At 62.7% G+C, this 17,918-nt stretch carries 19 protein-coding genes; 8 read left to right on the plus strand and 11 right to left on the minus strand.

Annotation, left to right across the window (positions count from 1 at the left end):
• Nucleotides 1-85 precede the first annotated feature (85 nt).
• The gene (locus tag F8197_RS22370; protein WP_056137768.1) at nt 86-1,201 is read left to right on the plus strand and encodes a ribonucleotide-diphosphate reductase subunit beta; all 1,116 of its coding nucleotides are present in this window, start codon (nt 86-88) and stop codon (nt 1,199-1,201) included.
• Nucleotides 1,202-1,263: 62 nt separating this feature from the next.
• Here the strand turns inward: F8197_RS22370 and F8197_RS22375 are convergent, their stop codons facing one another.
• Nucleotides 1,264-2,490 (minus strand): type II toxin-antitoxin system HipA family toxin, encoded by a 1,227-nt coding sequence (locus F8197_RS22375; protein ID WP_152883736.1) that lies wholly within the window; start codon nt 2,488-2,490, stop codon nt 1,264-1,266.
• Nucleotides 2,487-2,798, minus strand: a complete 312-nt coding sequence (locus F8197_RS22380; RefSeq protein WP_056137765.1) for a helix-turn-helix domain-containing protein — start codon at nt 2,796-2,798, stop codon at nt 2,487-2,489. Before F8197_RS22380 ends, F8197_RS22375 begins: the two co-directional genes overlap by 4 nt.
• A gap of 96 nt (nt 2,799-2,894) precedes the next feature.
• Between F8197_RS22380 and F8197_RS22385 the strand changes: the two genes are divergently transcribed.
• A complete protein-coding gene (locus F8197_RS22385) occupies nt 2,895-3,458 on the plus strand; it encodes a hypothetical protein (RefSeq protein ID WP_152883737.1) in 564 nt (187 codons plus the stop codon).
• 377 nt (nt 3,459-3,835) lie between these two features.
• Here the strand turns inward: F8197_RS22385 and F8197_RS28660 are convergent, their stop codons facing one another.
• The gene (locus F8197_RS28660; RefSeq protein ID WP_193333535.1) at nt 3,836-4,843 is read right to left on the minus strand and encodes a hypothetical protein; all 1,008 of its coding nucleotides are present in this window, start codon (nt 4,841-4,843) and stop codon (nt 3,836-3,838) included.
• A gap of 127 nt (nt 4,844-4,970) precedes the next feature.
• Between F8197_RS28660 and F8197_RS28665 the strand changes: the two genes are divergently transcribed.
• Both F8197_RS28665 and F8197_RS22395 read left to right on the plus strand, forming a co-directional pair.
• Nucleotides 4,971-5,126 carry a hypothetical protein gene (locus F8197_RS28665; RefSeq protein ID WP_193333536.1) on the plus strand — a complete coding sequence of 52 codons (156 nt, stop codon included), beginning with the start codon at nt 4,971-4,973 and terminating at the stop codon, nt 5,124-5,126.
• 75 nt (nt 5,127-5,201) lie between these two features.
• Nucleotides 5,202-5,735, plus strand: a complete 534-nt coding sequence (locus F8197_RS22395) for a YggT family protein (RefSeq protein WP_373996944.1) — start codon at nt 5,202-5,204, stop codon at nt 5,733-5,735.
• A 66-nt stretch (nt 5,736-5,801) separates the two neighbouring features.
• Here F8197_RS22395 and F8197_RS22400 read toward each other — a convergent pair whose 3' ends face one another.
• The 8 genes from F8197_RS22400 to F8197_RS22435 all read right to left on the minus strand — a co-directional run bounded on the left by F8197_RS22400 (nt 5,802) and on the right by F8197_RS22435 (nt 13,017).
• Nucleotides 5,802-6,740 carry a carbohydrate kinase family protein gene (locus tag F8197_RS22400; RefSeq protein WP_152883741.1) on the minus strand — a complete coding sequence of 313 codons (939 nt, stop codon included), beginning with the start codon at nt 6,738-6,740 and terminating at the stop codon, nt 5,802-5,804.
• A gap of 9 nt (nt 6,741-6,749) precedes the next feature.
• Nucleotides 6,750-8,309, minus strand: a complete 1,560-nt coding sequence (locus F8197_RS22405; RefSeq protein ID WP_152883743.1) for a DUF3426 domain-containing protein — start codon at nt 8,307-8,309, stop codon at nt 6,750-6,752.
• A gap of 8 nt (nt 8,310-8,317) precedes the next feature.
• Nucleotides 8,318-9,250, minus strand: coding sequence for a 50S ribosomal protein L11 methyltransferase (prmA, locus tag F8197_RS22410; protein ID WP_152883745.1), 933 nt, complete (start codon nt 9,248-9,250; stop codon nt 8,318-8,320).
• Nucleotides 9,247-10,632, minus strand: a complete 1,386-nt coding sequence (gene accC / locus F8197_RS22415; protein WP_152883746.1) for an acetyl-CoA carboxylase biotin carboxylase subunit — start codon at nt 10,630-10,632, stop codon at nt 9,247-9,249. The genes prmA and accC overlap by 4 nt, the downstream gene beginning before the upstream one ends.
• A 119-nt stretch (nt 10,633-10,751) precedes the next feature.
• The gene (gene accB / locus F8197_RS22420) at nt 10,752-11,216 is read right to left on the minus strand and encodes an acetyl-CoA carboxylase biotin carboxyl carrier protein (RefSeq protein ID WP_152883748.1); all 465 of its coding nucleotides are present in this window, start codon (nt 11,214-11,216) and stop codon (nt 10,752-10,754) included.
• An 87-nt stretch (nt 11,217-11,303) separates the two neighbouring features.
• The gene (gene aroQ, locus F8197_RS22425; RefSeq protein WP_019923126.1) at nt 11,304-11,741 is read right to left on the minus strand and encodes a type II 3-dehydroquinate dehydratase; all 438 of its coding nucleotides are present in this window, start codon (nt 11,739-11,741) and stop codon (nt 11,304-11,306) included.
• A 93-nt stretch (nt 11,742-11,834) separates the two neighbouring features.
• A complete protein-coding gene (locus F8197_RS22430; protein ID WP_056137750.1) occupies nt 11,835-12,380 on the minus strand; it encodes a TlpA disulfide reductase family protein in 546 nt (181 codons plus the stop codon).
• Nucleotides 12,373-13,017 carry a hypothetical protein gene (locus tag F8197_RS22435; RefSeq protein ID WP_152883750.1) on the minus strand — a complete coding sequence of 215 codons (645 nt, stop codon included), beginning with the start codon at nt 13,015-13,017 and terminating at the stop codon, nt 12,373-12,375. The genes F8197_RS22430 and F8197_RS22435 overlap by 8 nt, the downstream gene beginning before the upstream one ends.
• A gap of 100 nt (nt 13,018-13,117) precedes the next feature.
• Here F8197_RS22435 and mpl point away from each other — a divergent pair, with 100 nt between their 5' ends.
• From mpl to F8197_RS22455, 4 genes are read left to right on the plus strand one after another with little or no spacing between them, the layout of a single operon-like run.
• Nucleotides 13,118-14,482 carry a UDP-N-acetylmuramate:L-alanyl-gamma-D-glutamyl-meso-diaminopimelate ligase gene (mpl, locus tag F8197_RS22440; protein WP_152883752.1) on the plus strand — a complete coding sequence of 455 codons (1,365 nt, stop codon included), beginning with the start codon at nt 13,118-13,120 and terminating at the stop codon, nt 14,480-14,482.
• Entirely contained in the window at nt 14,479-15,057 is a 579-nt protein-coding gene (locus F8197_RS22445; RefSeq protein ID WP_152883754.1) for a YqiA/YcfP family alpha/beta fold hydrolase, read from the plus strand. Before mpl ends, F8197_RS22445 begins: the two co-directional genes overlap by 4 nt.
• Nucleotides 15,054-15,644, plus strand: coding sequence for a chorismate lyase (locus F8197_RS22450; protein ID WP_373996945.1), 591 nt, complete (start codon nt 15,054-15,056; stop codon nt 15,642-15,644). Before F8197_RS22445 ends, F8197_RS22450 begins: the two co-directional genes overlap by 4 nt.
• Before the next feature lie 14 nt (nt 15,645-15,658).
• Complete coding sequence (locus F8197_RS22455; RefSeq protein ID WP_152883755.1) at nt 15,659-17,722, plus strand: ribonuclease catalytic domain-containing protein; 2,064 nt, start codon at nt 15,659-15,661, stop codon at nt 17,720-17,722.
• Nucleotides 17,723-17,918: the final 196 nt, after the last annotated feature.

Below are 17,918 nucleotides of genomic sequence, written 5' to 3' on the forward strand. Positions count from 1 at the left end.
TTGAGCGCCGTCGTCCTCCCTTGCGGGGACGACGGCTTTGCCGTCCCGGGCTGCCGGGACCACATATATATAGAAGGAATCCATTATGTCGCTCTCCTGGGACGAAGACACCGCACCGGCCGCACCTGCCGCCATCAACCCTGCCGCGCTGGAAGGCGAGGGCACCACCGCCGAGCAAGTGGCGCGCCGCGTCAATGCCGACGACAAGCGCATCATCAACGGCAAAACCGACGTCAACCAGCTGGTACCGTTCAAGTACAAGTGGGCGTGGGACAAATACCTGGCCGGCTGCGCCAACCACTGGATGCCGCAGGAAGTGAACATGCAGCGCGATATCGAGCTGTGGAAGAACCCGAACGGCCTGACCGACGACGAGCGTCGCCTGGTCAAGCGCAACCTCGGCTTTTTTGTCACCGCCGACTCGCTGGCCGCCAACAACATCGTGCTGGGCACCTACCGCCACATCACCGCGCCCGAGTGCCGCCAGTACCTGCTGCGCCAGGCGTTCGAGGAAGCGATCCACACCCACGCCTACCAGTACATCGTGGAGTCGCTGGGCCTGGACGAAGCCGAGATCTTCAACGCCTACAACGAAGTCAAATCGATCCGCGACAAGGATGAATTCCTGATCCCGTTCATCGACACCCTGACCGACCCGGCCTTCACCACCGGCACCGTGGAAAACGACCAGAAACTGCTCAAGTCCCTGATCGTGTTCGCGTGCCTGATGGAAGGCCTGTTCTTCTACGTGGGCTTCACCCAGATCCTGGCGCTGGGCCGCCAGAACAAGATGATGGGCGCCGCCGAGCAGTACCAGTACATCCTGCGCGACGAATCGATGCACTGCAATTTCGGCATCGACCTGATCAACACCATCAAGATGGAAAATCCGCTGCTGTGGACTCCAGCCTTCAAGGAAGAGATCAAGCAGCTGTTCCTGCAGGCCGTGGACCTCGAATACGCGTACGCTGAAGACACCATGCCACGCGGCGTGCTCGGTCTGAACGCGACCATGTTCAAAGGCTACCTGCGCTTCATCGCCAATCGCCGCGCCACCCAGATCGGCCTCGAGACGCTGTTCGACCAGGAAGAAAATCCGTTCCCATGGATGAGCGAGATGATCGACCTGAAAAAAGAGCGCAACTTCTTCGAGACCCGCGTGATCGAATACCAGACCGGCGGCGCGCTGAACTGGGATTGATGGTTAGTCCGGATTTGATGGCTGGCTGAAGGGAGGGCAAAGAAATTTGCCCTCCCTTTTTTTTAGTGAAGCCGGTCGCGGTTGGCCAGGATGGCGCGGGTGATGGCTTTCACTGTCGCGGCCCGGATGGGCGCATTGCTGGCCAGTTGTGCGAACAGGCCAGCGCGCGTCACCATCGCGGCGATGATATCGCGCGCCCGTCGTTCGGGCAGGGCTGCATCCATGGCCAGGCGCAGCAGGTCGCCCAGCGCGGGCGCCGCACCTTCGCCCATGACTGCCATCTGGTGCCCGCCGCCAGGGCCGGAGTGGAAGCCGATGTCGTAGCATGGCGATAGCTGGAAGCTGCCATCTCGCTCCATTCGATAGGAGAAATTTTTGGCGTGATCGTCGCGGTTATTAAACAGCACGTTGAACACGCAACGTTCGAACGCCGCCTCGACCTGGCGTTCGTCGCGGGTGACGAGCCGGGTAGCGCGCAGGAAGGTGCTGTAGTCGAGTGACGGCAGCCGGAAGTCGGCGTGCAGCAAGCCAGCGAGCGTATGCACCGGCACCCGCATCCCGGCGTCCCGGTCGAAGCGCCGTACCCCGAACGCTGCCAGGCGCCGGTCCAGGTCGAAGTGACGGGTGGCCGGCATCGGCAAGCCACAGGCCCGCGCCAGTTCGGCATACACATGCTCGATTGCGCATACCTCCTTGTGTTCACCCTGCGCCGGGAACTTCACCATCCACGGCTGTCCCCAACCCGGATCGTCGCGGGTGGTGGCGGCGCCGCTGGCGGGATCGAGGCGCAGCAGCACCTTCGGGCGCGATCCATGCGGTGAGCCGCCCAGCATGCTCAGTTGTTTGAGCAGGACGTTATCTCTGCCCTGCAGGACTGTCTGCATTGCTTTCGCCATGTCGAGTAGCGAGAGATCGTCAGGCGACAGTTCCATCGGGTCGGGCGGCACATAACCGAGCGCGCCCATGCCCCGGTCGCCGATAAAGGCCAGGCGGTCGAGCGGCGAGATGTTATTGGGCGCGCGTCCCTGCTTGCGGAACAGACGGTCCATCAGCAGCATCCCCCAACCGTCGGGCAGCGAGTCGGCGATCAGCCCGGGCAAGTGATGCTGGTGTGGCGGGAAACCGTGGAAGGCGCCCGGCCGCAGCGGCAGGTGGCGCGGCGAGAGTTCGATGCCGCGATGGAGTGCGGCCGGCGAGTATTCGAACAGGATACCCAGGCCGTTGTCGGCCAGCGTACCGAGGTGCCAGTCCTCGCCCCATCCCTTGTACATGACGGCGAGCCGCTTCATCTCGATGCCTTGCGCGGTGCGCGTTGGCGGTTGGCGCGTTCGGCCTTTTCCATGGCGGCGATAGACACCATCCGGATCAGGAAGATGTCACGCAACTCGTCGGACAGGCCGAGCGCGGCGACGACATGGATGAAGGATTCAAGCGTCGCCCTGCCGTGCTTCTCGAGGTTCTTGATGGTGCCGGCCGAGATGCCTGCGCGCTGCGCCAGTTCGATTTGCGACCATCCCTGCACCAGCCGGCGCGCGCGCAAACGTCGTCCCAACTCGACGCAAATCTCCGGTGTGGTCGCCAGCGTAAAGTCAAACATATTGCCTCCTATGCGGAAGACGAGCAGCTAATGGATAAGATACTACTCCTTAAACGGGACGACACTTCACGCGTCCGATAGCAGTACCCGGTGCATATGCCGAGCATCCATAGCATCGGCGCGCAGGTCGTCCCGGTGATCGATGCGGCGATTGCGTCGCATCGAAGCGCGCCAATGCCTGCAAGGGTTTTCGTCGCGGACGCCGATGTGCTTAACGCCGATTTACACGCTGCGGTCGCGCTGCGCGTACCTCCCAAACGCAGTGCCCATGCGGCGCACCGCTGCTTTGTGCTTGCCATTCGCCGGACTGTGTCTCATAATCGCGACGAATTTGAAAACGGTATGTGGCGATGGCGCGCAAGCGATGCGCAAGCGCTCCCGGATCAGGAAGCGGGTGGCGCGCGGCGCGTGCAGTGCGAGTCGGAATCGCAGACACCCAGGCGGAGACTGGCGCGCTTTGAAGCGATCAAGTTTTGCGCGGCGCGGCAGGCGCGCTTCCCGGACCGGTCGAGCGCACGCGATGCGATGCGACGGCGCGGCGCGCTGGAAGCGCAGTGCGGCGCGTATGTGAAATGCCGAGCATATGAAGTAAAAAAGCCCGCGATTCGCTGCTGTGCTGGTTGCGCACCGATAAGGTTTTCGTGTACTTTACGAACATGAAAAAGCGTGTATGTAAACACTGACCGCGAGATGAAATACCGGGACATTGATTCACACCTATGCACAAGACCACACCGTTTTCGAACAGCCGTCTTGCCTGACCGGGTTCAGGCCGGGCGGTTTTTTGTTTGAATCGAAAGCGATGGTGGCTGCGACGAAGGTCATGGAGCTGAGGATACGCCCGACCTACCGCACACGTCGCAACAAGATTTTATGCTGTCCGCCGCGCCGGCCACGGACGGCGACCAGCTTGATGGCTGAAGCGCTGCACTCGTGAGGGGATGCAGCAGTTCAGCTAGTGCCGAATTCATTAGCGCAACCGACATCGTTTGCGCCGATGAATAATTCGCCTGGCCCAATCCGGGGTCGGACGGGTTTTAAATCTTGTATGTGAATTTTCCCATCCCCGATGAAGGAGAACTAGTTATGGCAACCGCCGCAAAAAAACCAGCAGCAAAAAAGCCGGCTACCAAAGCCGCCGCGACCACCACCACCGCAGCCAAAAAGCCTGTCGCCGCCAAAGCCGCAGCCGCCAAACCGGCAGCCAAAGCCGCTGCTAAACCAGTAGCGAAAAAAGCTGTCGCCGCCAAACCGGCAGTGAAAGCTGCACCGAAGGCAGCCGCCAAGCCAGCCGCAAAAGCAGCACCGAAAGCAGCACCTAAGGCAGCAGCCAAGCCGGCAGCGAAAGCCGCACCTAAGGCAGCAACCAAGGCAGCAGCCAAGCCAGTAGCGAAAAAAGCTGTCGCCGCCAAACCGGCTGCGAAAGCCGCTCCTAAAGCAGCCGCCAAGCCAGCAGCAAAAGCCGCTCCTAAAACTGCACCTAAGGCTGCAACTAAGGCCGCCGCCAAGCCAGTAGCGAAAAAGGCCGCCGCCAAGCCAGCAGCGAAAGCCGCTCCTAAAGCAGCAGCCAAGGCAGCCCCTAAAGCCGCAGCCAAAGCAGCTCCTAAAGCAGCCGCCAAAGCAGCTCCTAAAGCCGCAGCCAAGCCAGCAGCGAAAGCAGCACCTAAGGCAGCCGCCAAGCCAGCAGCAAAAGCCGCTCCTAAAGCAGCAGCCAAAGCAGCACCTAAAGCCGCAGCCAAGGCCGCTCCTAAAGCAGCAGCGAAACCAGCCGCCAAAGCAGCTGCCAAGCCAGCAGCTAAAGCCGCACCTAAAGCAGCTGCCAAACCAGCAGCCGCCAAACCAGCAGCCAAAAAAGCTGTCGCCGCCAAACCAGCAGTAAAAGCAGCAGCCAAACCGGCTGCAAAGGCCGCGGCTAAGCCAGCAGCAAAAAAGCCGGTTGAGGCTGCAGCGAAACCAGCTGCCAAGCCTGCCGCAAAAGCTGCATCGAAACCTGCTGCTGCCAAACCAGCAGCCGCAAAACCTGTAGCAGCAAAACCAGTCGCCAAGAAAGCCGCCGCCAAACCGGCAGCCGCCCCGGCGCCTGTTGCAGCTGCTCCAGCGCCAGCAGCCGCACCGGTAGCAGCAGCGCCGGCAGCAGCACCAGCGGCGCCAGCCGCCGCCGCTGCACCAGCAGTGAAAAAAGCAGCAGCGCCTAAAAAGCCTGCCGCGCCGAAGGAAGCTGCTGTCAAGCCAGCTGCCGCTCCGGCCGCTACGCCTGCACCTGCCGCCAAAACCGTGCTGGCACCAGCTGCCGCATGGCCGTTCCCAACCAGCACCCGTCCTTCGTAATCGAAGGCTTCTGCTGAGGCAATCGGGCCGCTGTGTGAGACAATCACACAGCGGCTTTTTTATTGGAGGGACTCCGTGCTTGTAACAATACTGAAGTTGATTGTCGATGCCATTGCGGTTCTGCTCGGTTCGGCATTACTGCTGCGTTTCTGGATGCAGGCGATCCGCGTGCGGCCACCGGCCCAGGTGGCGCAATTCACGTTCCAGTTGTCGGACTGGCTGGTGCGCCCGCTGCGGCGCGTGGTGCCCGGCATGGGCGGCTACGACTGGGCCAGCCTGATCGGCGCCTTCCTGATCGTGCTGCTGGCCACCTGTGTGTTTTTCATTGCGGGCTGGTCGGTGCAACTGGTGTTGCTGGTGGCGTTCGAACGCTTCCTGTCGTGGATACTGTATGGCTTCATGGCGCTGCTGGTGATCGAGGTCATCTTTAGCTGGATCAACCCGCATGCGCCGCTGGCGCCGTTCATCCGCGCGCTCAACGAGCCGCTGCTGCGTCCGATCCGCAAGGTGGTGCCGCTGATCGGTAATCTCGATTTGTCGGTGCTGGTGGCGCTGATATTGCTCCAGATCGCGCAGTTGCTGCTGGGACTGGCCTTCAACGGCCGCTGACCCGACAGCACGCAAAAAAGCCCGCGCCGGTTGTTCACCGGCGCGGGCTTTTTTACGGCTGCAGAATTAGTAGCGGTAACCGAACGCGGCTTCGAACTTGTCGGCGATCTCGGCTGCCGTCAGGCGGTGGTTTTGCGCGCCCTTGCTGGCGATCTTGATCGCGCCCAGCAGGCTGGCCAGGCGGCCCGTGGTTTCCCATTTCCAGCCGTTGGTGATGCCGAACAGCAGGCCGGCGCGGTAGGCGTCGCCGCAGCCGGTCGGGTCCAGCACTTCGGTGGCAGGCACGGCCGGGATGTCGATACGCTCGCCACGGGTGTAAATTTCCGAACCCTGCTCGCCACGGGTGATGATCAGCGCCTCCACGCGGCTGGCGATGTCGGCCACGCTCAAGCCGGTGCGCTCCGTCAGCAGCTCGATTTCGTAATCGTTGGTGGTGACGTAGGTGGCCTGGTCGATGAAGGTGGTCAGTTCTTCGCCGTTGAACATCGGCAGTTGCTGGCCCGGATCGAAGATGAACGGGATCTCCAGCTTGACCAGGTCGGCCGCGTGCTTTTGCATGCCCAGGTGGCCGTCCGGCGAGATGATGGCCAGCGCGGCAGGGCCGGCCTTGGCGATATCGTTCTCGTGCGCGTACGACATGGCGCCCGGGTGGAAGGCGTTGATCTGGTTGCCGTCCTGGTCGGCCGTGACGAAGCACTGGGCGTTGTAGGCGTCTTCCTTGATCAGGATGTTGTCGGACGGGATGCCGAGCTTGGCCAGGCGGGCGATATAGGCCGCGTTGTCCTGGCCCATCACGCCGACGATGCGCGGATCGCCGCCCAGCATCTTGAGGTTGTAGGCGATGTTGCCGGAGCAGCCGCCGAATTCGGTGCGCATGGTTGGCGCCAGGAACGACACGTTCACTTTATGGAGCTGGTCGGCCAGCAGGATGCTGTCGAAGCGGCCCGGGAATTGCAGGATGGTGTCGATCGCGAGCGAGCCGCAAATCAGGGAGGTCTGGGTCATGATGGTTCTTTATGGATAAAAGACTGCGATGTGATAGCCCGATGCCCTGGGCTGTTTCAATTCAAAGTAGAGTTTGACAGGTTGTTCGCTGCGTGCGGGAAACCCTTGGGCGATCTCGACTTCGGGATCGAGATAATCGCGCGGCGCGAGGACGCGGCGCAACACGGTCTTGTCGTTGGCATCGTCCAGCACCAGTTCGATGTGCGGCCAGGCCTGGGCGCTGCCGCTGCTGTTCTTGAGCGACGTGGAGAACGAAAACGTGTTGTCGCTCAGGGTTTGCAGTTCGCCCTGTTCAATGGCCAGCTCGTCGATCTGCGACGGCAGTTCGACCTTGCAGCCGAGCGGTTTGCAGGCGGCCACCAGCGCCGGCTTGAGCGACGGCATGGCCGCTGCCAGCGGGTTGCGGAAGGTGGTCAGTCCTTGCGCCGCCAGTGCACCGAGCATCAGCACGATGCCCAGGCACAGGGCGATGGTGGTGGCGCGGCCATAGCGCTCGCGGTGGCGTTCGCGCTTGACGAAGCCGGGCTCGTCGTCTGCAGGCTCTGCCATTGCCTCTGCCGAGGTTTTAGCCTCGGGTTCCAGCGTGTGGTGGTCCACCACGGGCTCGGCCACCAGTGTTTCGGTGCTGTGGAATTCCGGCTCGTAATAGCGGTCTGCGGGCGGGGCGGAGACGGTGCGCAGCAGCGTGTGGCTGGGCGGAATATCGTCTTGCGCCTGGGCGGCAAGACCGCCATTGGACAGTTGCAGCAGCGCTTGCTCGTCTTCTTCGTCGAGTTCGTCAGGACGCGGGGAAAAGTCGAGCGTGGGTTCACGGCGCTCGTCGCCGCGTGCCGGTTCTTGCACCGCCGGCGCCGGTTGCGCGGCCGCCATGCGCGCGTCCAGCGCGGCCAGCTCCACCTCGATTGCCGCTTGCAGTTCGTCCTCGGACAGCGTGTCGCCGCTGATCAGGTCTTGCGCGGTTGGTTCGGGGAGGGGGGCTGGCTCGGGTTCAGCCAGTACGGCAAGCTCCGGCAGTGGCTCGGGATCACGCAGTGGCTCGGGCTCAGGCTTGGTGAGCGATACCGGCGCCGCTGGCGGCGCCGGCGGCCGAACACGCCACTGTGCGGGCAATGGCTGCGGTGCAGGTTCGGCCGCCGAAGTCCCGGCCTCATCATCGAAATCCAGGCTCAATGCCGCCACCGAGTCCGGCAAATTGACCTCAGCCATCACAGGCAGCGGGGGCAGGGCAGCGTCATCGACGTCGTCGAAATCGAGATCGAACTCGCTCGGTTCGGCGGCCGGCGCAATGGCGGCAGGAGGCGCAGCGGCATCAGACACAGAGCCGGCAGGAGCCGCGGCAAGAGGAGCAGCGGTAGAAGGAGCTGCTGCAGAAGGAACAGCAGCGGAAGGAACAGCAGCGGAAGAAATGGCTGGCGCGGAAGGCGGCGCCAGCGGCTCCAGCAACGCCGCATTACCGTCAAACACCTGGTTGCAGGAGCCACAGCGCACTATGCCCCCACGTAATTTCAGCTGGTCATGAGCGACCCGAAATATCGTGTTGCAGTGGGGGCATTTGGTGGCAAGCGCCATGGGTGTGATTAGCGCGCGGCGGGAACCACGTCACTGCCGAGGCGACCGTGCAGGGCGACCCAGCCATCCTGTTCGGCCCATACGCCGAGCTTGATGAACGGTGCGTAAGCGGCAGCCACTTCTTCGGCCTGGCGCGCCAGCACGCCCGACAGGATCAGCGCGCCACCGGGTGCCACGCGGCCCGACAACATCGGCGCCATCAATTTCAATGGGCTCGACAGGATATTCGCCACCACGATGTCGAACTTCTGCTCGGCATGCGCGGACTGGGCGAAGGTGTCGGGCAGGAAGTATTCGATCTCGCAATGGTTGCGCTGGGCATTGTCGGCGGCCGATTCGATCGCTTGCGGATCGATGTCCACACCCACGACTTCGCCAGCGCCGACCTTCTTGGCTACCATGGCCAGGATGCCGGAACCGCAGCCGTAGTCGAGCACAGTCTTGCCGGGTGCCGGATGGGCTTCCAGCCATTCCATGCACAGGCGCGTGGTCGGATGGCTGCCGGTACCGAACGCCAGGCCCGGATCGAGTTCCAGGATCAGGGCGTCAGGATCCGGTGCCTCGTGCCAGCTCGGCACGACCCAGATGTTCTTGCCGATGTGGATAGGTGCGAACTGCGATTGCGTCAGGCGCACCCAGTCCTGGTTCTCCACCTTGCGGGTGGTGAACTTGGGCAGCTTGGCCAGGCCGGCCTGGCCGGCGGCAGCGGCCACGATCACGGCCTGGTCGTCGGCTTCGTCGGTCAGGGCCACCACGCGGCTGTGGTCCCAGGCCGCTTCGGTCGGCTCCATGCCCGGCTCGCCGAACAGCGGACGTTCGGCGTCGGTGCCTTCATCGGCGTCTTCGACGGAGACCGACAGCGCGCCCACGTTCATCAGTGCTTCGGACAGGGCTTCTGCGTGTTCGCGCGCGATTTCGATGACGATTTCGGTCCAGCTCATTGTGGTGCTTTCGGGTTCAGGCTCAGTTTATTGAGTTCTGGCATGTCGGCCAGCTTGTGCTCGAGGTAGTGAATATTGGTGCCGCCTTCGATGAAACGGGCGTCGATCATCAGCTCGCGGTGCAGCGGGATGTTGGTGGAAATACCTTCGACGACCATTTCGGACAGCGCGATCTGCATGCGGCGGATCGCCTGCTCGCGGGTGGCGCCGTACGAAATGACCTTGCCGATCATCGAATCGTAGTGCGGCGGCACGTAGTAGCCGGCGTAAGCGTGCGAATCGACGCGGATGCCAGGACCACCCGGCACGTGCCACGACGTAATGCGGCCCGGCGACGGCGTGAACTTGAATGCATCTTCTGCATTGATACGGCACTCGATGGCGTGGCCCGACAGCATGACGTCGCGCTGGCGGAAGCGCAGCTTCTCGCCGCAGGCGATGCGGATCTGCTCCTGCACGATGTCGATGCCGGTGATCATTTCGGTGACCGGGTGTTCGACCTGCACGCGGGTGTTCATCTCGATGAAGTAGAACTCGCCGTTTTCATACAGGAACTCGAAGGTGCCGGCGCCACGGTAGCCGATCTTGCGGCAGGCTTCGGCGCAGCGGTCGCCGATCTTTTCGATCAGCTTGCGCGGGATGCCCGGCGCCGGTGCTTCTTCGATCACCTTCTGGTGGCGGCGCTGCATCGAGCAGTCGCGTTCGCCCAGCCAGACGGCGTTCTTGTGTTCGTCGGCAAGGATCTGGATTTCCACGTGGCGCGGATTTTCCAGGTACTTCTCCATGTACACTTCCGGATTGCCAAAAGCGGTACCGGCTTCGGTCTTGGTCATGGCCACGGCATTGATCAGCGCCGCTTCGGTATGCACCACGCGCATGCCGCGTCCGCCACCGCCACCGGCCGCCTTGATGATGACCGGGTAGCCGACCTTGCGGGCGATCTGCACGATGGCTTTCGGGTCGTCGGGCAGCGCGCCTTCCGAGCCGGGCACGCAAGGCACGCCCGCCTTGATCATGGTTTGCTTGGCCGACACCTTGTCGCCCATGATGCGGATCGATTCCGAACGCGGACCGATGAACACGAAGCCCGATTTTTCCACGCGCTCGGCAAAGTCGGCGTTTTCCGACAGGAAGCCGTAGCCCGGGTGGATCGCTTCGGCGTCGGTCACTTCGGCCGCGCTGATGATGGCTGGCATGTTCAGGTAGCTGAGCGACGACGCCGCCGGGCCGATACATACCGACTCGTCGGCCAATTTGACGTACTTGGCGTCCTTGTCCGCTTCCGAGTGGACCACGACCGTCTTGATGCCCAGTTCGCGGCAAGCGCGCTGGATACGGAGGGCAATTTCGCCACGATTGGCAATGAGGATTTTTTCAAACATGGTAGGTTCGCGTATTTCTGTGATCACCGGCAGAGACCGGTAACATCAAGTAGGGAGGGGATGCGGAAGACGGCGCGCCCGTCACCGACTGTGCGGCGGGGCGGGCGCTGAAACTCGTCTTAGCCTATCACAAACAGCGGTTGGCCGAATTCGACCGGCTGGCCATTCTCGACCAGGATCTGGGTGATCGTGCCGGACTTGTCGGCATCGATTTCGTTGAGCAGCTTCATCGCTTCGATGATGCAGAGGGTTTCGCCTTCCTTGACGGTGGAACCCACTTCGACGAAGGCTGCCGAACCCGGCGCCGACGAACGGTAGAAGGTGCCGACCATCGGCGATTTGACGATGTGGCCGGTTGGCTCGGCGGCTACGGCAGGCGCGGCTGCGGCGACCGGGGCGGCAGCTGGCGCCGGCGCTGCATGGTACTGAGGAATGCCTTGCGGCTGCATCATCACCATCTGGTTTTGCGGCATGGCCGACGATTTGACGATGCGGACTTTGCTCTCGCCTTCGGTCACTTCGAGCTCTGCGATGTCGGATTCTGCGACCAAATCAATCAAGGTCTTCAGTTTGCGTAGATCCATGTAACCCCCAGGAATATCTTGTTTTTAAGTGATGACGGCGACGCCTTTTGGGCGCAGCCGCGTTAAATTGCGCGCAGATCGCGTAGATTATCGCCTTTTAAGAACGAAGTCGATGGCAAACCGATATCCTTCGATACCGAGTCCACAGATCGTGCCGCTCGCGATCGCGCTCAGGAATGAATGGTGGCGAAACGACTCGCGCTGGTAAATATTCGAAATATGCACTTCTACAAACGGAATGGCCACGCCCGCCAGGGCGTCGCGCAGGGCCACGCTGGTATGCGTGAGTCCACCCGGGTTGATGACGATGGCGTCCACGCCCTCGGTGCGGGCAGCATGGATGCGGTCGATCAACGCCCCTTCGTGATTGCTCTGAAAACAAGACAAGGTGGCGCCAGCCGCTTGCGCTTGCGCCTGGGCTGCGTGTTCCACATCGGCCAGGGTGGCGGCGCCGTAAATCTCCGGCTCCCGGGTGCCCAATAAATTCAGGTTGGGGCCGTTCAGGAGGAGGAGGTTTTTTGCCATGTTCGAGACTGTTTTCCGCGAAAGTTTCGCATTTTGCCGCCAACTGCGTGCATTGGCAAGAGAAAAAAATGCGTGTAGCCACTGTCTGCCAGATTACAGCGTTGCCAAATCCTTGTGCAGCTCGTCAAACTTCAGCTTGCCCAGGTAAGTCTTCTTGACCTGGCCATCGGCGCCGATCAGCACCGTGAACGGCAGGCCGCCGTTAACATTGCCGAACTGGCGCGACAGGTCGGTGCCGCTCATGCCGGCCACCAGCACCGGGTAGGTAATTTTATACTTGGCGCTAAATTCGGCGATGTTGGTTGGCGAATCGATACCGATCCCGAGAACTTGCAGCTTCTTGCCGGCTTCTCCGGAAGAGAGTTCGGACAGCTCCGGCATTTCCTGCACGCACGGCGCACACCACGTGGCCCAGAAATTGACCAGCATGGCCTTGCCCTGGAACTGCGCCAGCGCTGTGGCCTTGCCGGCCGCGTCGGGCATGGTTTGCGCCAGCAGCGTTTGTACCGGACCGGTCACACCGGCCGGCGCGGTGGCCGTGATCGGCGCCGCATCCTGTTTCTTCATGCCGGTGTAAGCGCCGGCAGCGGCAAACAGCACAGCAACGCCGGCATAGACGGCAAGATGTTTTTTATTCATGGTTCGATTCGGAAGAGTGAGTACTGCTTGTACTGTTAACTAGTAGTGCGCGCACGGCAGCGATATCGGCCCGCTGCACCTTGTCGCCCCTGGCCTTGACCGCGCCGCGCAAATCGTCGAGTTCGTACAGCTCGGCGTGCACGCCTTCCTGCTGCCACAGGAAGCTCACGGTCTCGACCGGATCGTAGCGCGGACCCTTGAAGTGGGGCGACTCGGAAATGTCGATCTGCACGTTGCGGTTGAGCAGGAAGATTTCGACCTCCTTGGCGCTGTCGGCAAATAGTTGCAGGTGGATGTCGTCGTGCGGGCCGGCGGTGCCGCCCAGCACGGCGCCAGTCAGGAACGGGTTGAACTGCGCCAGCTTGTCCATGATGTCGACCGCCAGGGTGCGCAGGCGGAACAAGCGTGCCGGTTGCGTGTCCGCGTGGAACAGCGACTGGTATACGCGCACCTCGGCTTCGATCTGGGCGTTGTCGGGCAGGACATTGGCGGGCGGCGGCTGGTCGCCCATGATTTGCCTGGCGGCCTTGCGCTTGGCGGTGCCGTAGTCGGCGCCGTCTTCGGCAATCAGGCGCGCGGCAGCAGCGGCAATTTCCGCACGCAGCAGCTGGACTTCATCGATCACGTTGGGCGTCATGGACGAGATAATACCCTGATCCGGGAAATAGGCGTCGGCTCAGGTAAAATCGTGTATTCGATCGCGCGTCTCTACGTACGTCTCCACAGTCTTACTTACTATGCACATACATATACTCGGCATCTGCGGCACTTTCATGGGCGGCCTGGCGGTCCTGGCAAAAGAAGCGGGCCACCGCGTGACCGGCTGCGACGCCAATGTCTATCCCCCCATGAGCACGCAGCTGGAAGCCCAGGGTATCGAACTGATACAGGGCTTCGGTCCCGAGCAGACCGCGCTCAACCCCGACCTGTACGTGGTGGGTAACGTGGTATCGCGCGGCAATCCACTGATGGAAGAAATCCTCAATCGCGGTCTGCCGTATGTCTCCGGCCCGCAGTGGATGGGCGAACATATATTAAGAGACCGCTGGGTGCTGGCCGTGGCCGGCACGCACGGCAAAACCACCACCAGCGCCATGCTGACCTGGATCCTCGAGGACGCCGGCTATGCGCCGGGCTTCCTGATCGGCGGCGTGCCGCGCAACTTCGGCGTGTCGGCCCGCATCCAGGGCGATAAGGAATCGATCTTCTTCGTGATCGAAGCGGATGAATACGACACCGCGTTCTTCGACAAGCGCAGCAAGTTCGTCCATTACCACGCCAAGACCGCCATCCTTAACAACCTCGAGTACGATCACGCCGACATCTTCCCCGATCTGGGCGCCATCGAAACCCAGTTCCACCACCTGGTGCGCACCGTGCCCGGCATTGGCCGCGTGATCCATAATGCCGACGAAGCGTCGCTCACGCGCGTACTGAAACGCGGCTGCTGGAGCGAGCACGAAAACTTTGGCCGCACCGAGGGCGCCGACTGGTCGCTGGTCGAACACGACGACGGCAGCTTCGACGTCGTCTTCAAGGGAGAGACGGCCGGCCACGTGGCCTGGCAACTGACCGGCAAGCACAACCGCGCCAACGCGCTGGCCGCGATCGCCGCCGCCCGCCATGTCGGCGTGCCGGTGGCGCAGGCCGCGCAATCGCTGGCCACGTTCGAGAACGTCAAGCGCCGCATGGAAGTGCGCGGCGTGGTGCGCGACATCACCGTCTACGACGACTTCGCCCATCATCCGACCGCGATTGCCACCACCGTGGGCGGCCTGCGCCAGAAGCTGGGCGTCGACAACCGTATCCTGGCCGTGCTGGAGCCGCGCTCAAACACCATGAAGCTCGGCGCCATGAAAGATGCGCTGCCGGGCAGCCTGGTCGATGCCGACCTGGTGTTCGGCTTCGGCAGCCACGAGGCGCTGGGCTGGAGCCTGGGCGACGCGCTCGCGCCCCTGGGCGACAAGGCCAGCGCCTTCGAAGACCTCGATGCCCTGGTGGCGGCCGTGGCACAAGCGGCGCAACCGGGCGACCACGTCATCGTGATGAGCAATGGCGGCTTCGGCGGCGTTCACGCCAAGCTGTTGAAAGCGCTCGCATGATTTTGTATTTGCACGGTTTCCGGTCCTCGCCGCAGTCGATGAAAGCACGGGTGATCGCTGGCCGCATGGCCGAACTTGGTTTGTCCGACCAGCTGATGAATCCGCAACTGCCGGCGTCGCCCAGGCTGGCGATGGAACTGGCGCTGTCGCTGGTCGAGGGCGTGCCGGCTGACGAGCTGGCCATTATCGGCTCGTCGCTGGGCGGCTACTACGCCACCTGGCTGGCCGAGCGCCTTGGCTGCCGTGCGGTGCTGCTCAATCCGGCCATCGTGCCGTTGCAGGATCTCGACAAGCACGTGGGCGTGACCACGCAGTATCACTCCGACGAACCGTTTGAATTCAAGCGCGAATACATCGACGAATTACGGGCGCTGGCGGTGGACCCGATCACGCGTCCCGAACGCTATTTCCTGATCGCCGCCACCGGCGACGAAGTGCTGGACTATCGCGATATGGTCAAGCATTATGCGGGCGCGCGCCAGCACGTGATCGCTGGCAGCGACCACGGCATTTCCGAATTTTCTGCCTATCGCGATGCGGTACTGGCTTTTTGCGGCGTCGAGGCGGCAGCTTGAGCGTGGCGCAAGGCCGGCGTGGCGCGTCGTTGCGCCAGGCTGTATGGCAGCCGCAAGCATTGTTGTTGAGCGCGCCGCCCGTGTTGCGCGACTGGCTCACCACCGCCGGTTCGCTCACGGCCAGGTTGAAAGCGCACAGCCACGCCTTCCGCGTGCAGTGCCTGCACCAGCGCACCGCCCGCTGCCTGGCGGACGAGGCGGCAGCCATCGGCCTGCAGCGGCCTGGCCAGGTATGGGAGAGGGAAGTACTGCTGCGGTGTGATAATACGGCGGCAGTATTTGCGCACACGGTGGTGCCATTGTCGGCGACCGCCAGCGACTGGCCGCTGTTTGGTGCGCTGGGCGAACGGTCGCTGGGCACCACGCTGTTCGGCGATCCGCTGGTGCGGCGCAGTGTGCTCGAATTTGCAAGATTGCGAGAAGGTCATCCCCTGGCGCAGCGCGCCCGGGCGGCGCTTGGAGGAGAGTCGGCCCAGCCGAACATATTATATGCACGGCGCTGTCTATATCGGCGCCGGCGCGGTACCCTGCTGGTTACGGAAGTGTTTTTGCCTTCTGTGATGGAACTGAAACAAGTCAATATATAAAGAACAGAAGAGCAATGAATCTATTTTTCGAAGAATCCGGCGATTTCAAGGTCGGCGCCATCATGTCGCAAGCAGGCGAGGCCTACCAGGTGGAAATGGCCAGCGGCAAGCGTACCAAGGTCAAGATCAAGGACGTGCTGCTGCAATACGAAAAGCCGTCGCCCACCGAGTTGATGGACCAGGCCAAGGCCGTGTCCGCCGATATCGACCTCGACTTCCTGTGGGAAGTGGCCGGTGAAGAAGAATTCGGCTTTGCCGAACTGGGCGCCGAATACTTCGGCCACGCGCCGTTGCCGGCCGAAGCGGCCGGCCTGATCCTCTCCCTGCATTCGGCGCCGATCTATTTCTATAAAAAAGGCCGTGGCCGCTACAAGGCAGCGCCGGAACAGTCGCTGCGCGCGGCCCAGGCCGGCATCGAGAAAAAGAAACAGCAAGCGATCATCCAGGCCCAGTACGTGGAAGAGCTGAAAGCCGGCAAGCTGCCCGAAGCGATGCAGCCCATCGTGCTGCAACTGCTGTTCAAGCCGGAAAAGAACGGTATCGAATACAAGGCGCTGGAGGCGGCCTGCAACGAACTGCACACGAATCCGCAGCGCCTGATGCTGGACGTGGGCGGCCTGGCGTCGCCCAAGGACTTCCACATGGCCAAGTTCCTGTTCGAGAACTTCCCGCGCGGCGCCGGTTTCCCGGACGTGGCCGTGCCGGTGCCGCCGACCAGTTTGCCGGTGGCCGACGTGCAGGCGTTCTCGATCGATGACGTCACCACCACCGAGATCGACGATGCGTTCTCGGTCACCCGCCTGGACGATGGCACTATCCGCATCGGTATCCACATTGCTGCGCCGGGCCTGGCCATCAAGCCGGACGACGCCGTGGACAAGATGGCGCGTGCGCGCATGTCCACCGTGTATATGCCGGGCGACAAGATCACCATGCTGCCTGACAGCGTGGTCGAAGCGTTCACGCTGGCCGAAGGTAAAACCTGCCCGGCACTGTCGCTGTACGCCACGCTGAATCCGGCCGACTGGTCGGTGCTGGCCACCGATACCCGCGCCGAGATGGTGCCGATCGCCAACAACCTGCGCCACAACGACCTCGACGACCTGGTCAACGAAGAAACGCTGGCCAGCGGCGCTGGCGACTACCCGCACAAGGAAGCGCTGGGCCTGATCTGGCAGTGGGCGCAAGTGCTGGAAGCGGCGCGCATGGTCAAGCGTGAAGGCTTCGGTTTGAAACCCGAACAGAACAACCGGGTGGATTTCAACTTCTACGTGGAAGACGACGTGGTGACGGTCAGCCGCCGCAAGCGCGGCGCACCGCTCGACAAGATCGTCGCCGAACTGATGATTTTTGCCAACAGCACCTGGGGCAAGCTGATGCACGACTGCGGCGTGCCCGGCATCTACCGCAGCCAGGGACAGGGCGTGGGCGGCTGGGCCGCCAAGATGCAGGTACGCATGCTCACCCACGCGGCGCCGCACCAGGGCCTGGGCGTGGACCAGTACGCATGGAGCACGTCGCCGCTGCGCCGCTATACCGACCTGGTCAACCAGTGGCAAATCCTGGCCTGCGCCGAAAAGGGCGTGACCGCGCCGCTGGTGGCCAAGTTCAAGCACAAGGATTCGGCGCTGTTCGCCATCGTCTCGCAGTTCGACGCCGCGTACGCCGCCTATGGCGACCACCAGTCGAACATGGAACGCTACTGGTGCCTGCGCTGGCTGGGCCAGGAAAATGCGCGCCAGGTGCAGGCCGTGGTGCTCAAGGACGAGGTGCTGCGCCTTGTCGATCTGCCGCTCATCATCCGCCTGCCGGGCATGCCGTCGGTGGCGCGCGGCGCCGAGGTCAAGCTCGACATCCTGCGCTGGGACGAGGTGGAACTGACGATCGAAGCGCGCCTGCTGGAGGTGCCGGCCGCGACCGCACCGACCGGCGCCGAAGCAGACTTCGACGACGAGGAGCTCGATGTGCCGGAAGAGGCGGTCGATGCGCCCGAGGCGGCGGTGGAAGCGGAAGCGGAAGCGGAAGCGGAAACCACGGACAGCTCCGATGCCAACACCGTACAGCCAGCAACGCCGTAAGCACCATCGCCTTCTGCTTCGTCATCCTCGCGCACGCGGGGATCCATGGGCCGCCGGTATAAGCAACCGCTGTCACTGTCCACAGGTTCCATGGGTTCCCCGCTGCGCGGCGGTCCGCCGATGCGGAATGACGGATTTGCGGTTAGCTCATCGTCGATTGTTTAACGTAAAATTGCCCAAACTAATCCACCCCGGC

Source organism: Duganella sp. FT27W (assembly GCF_009295655.1).
In the GTDB taxonomy this organism is placed as follows: Bacteria; Pseudomonadota; Gammaproteobacteria; order Burkholderiales; family Burkholderiaceae_D; genus Rugamonas; species Rugamonas zoogloeoides.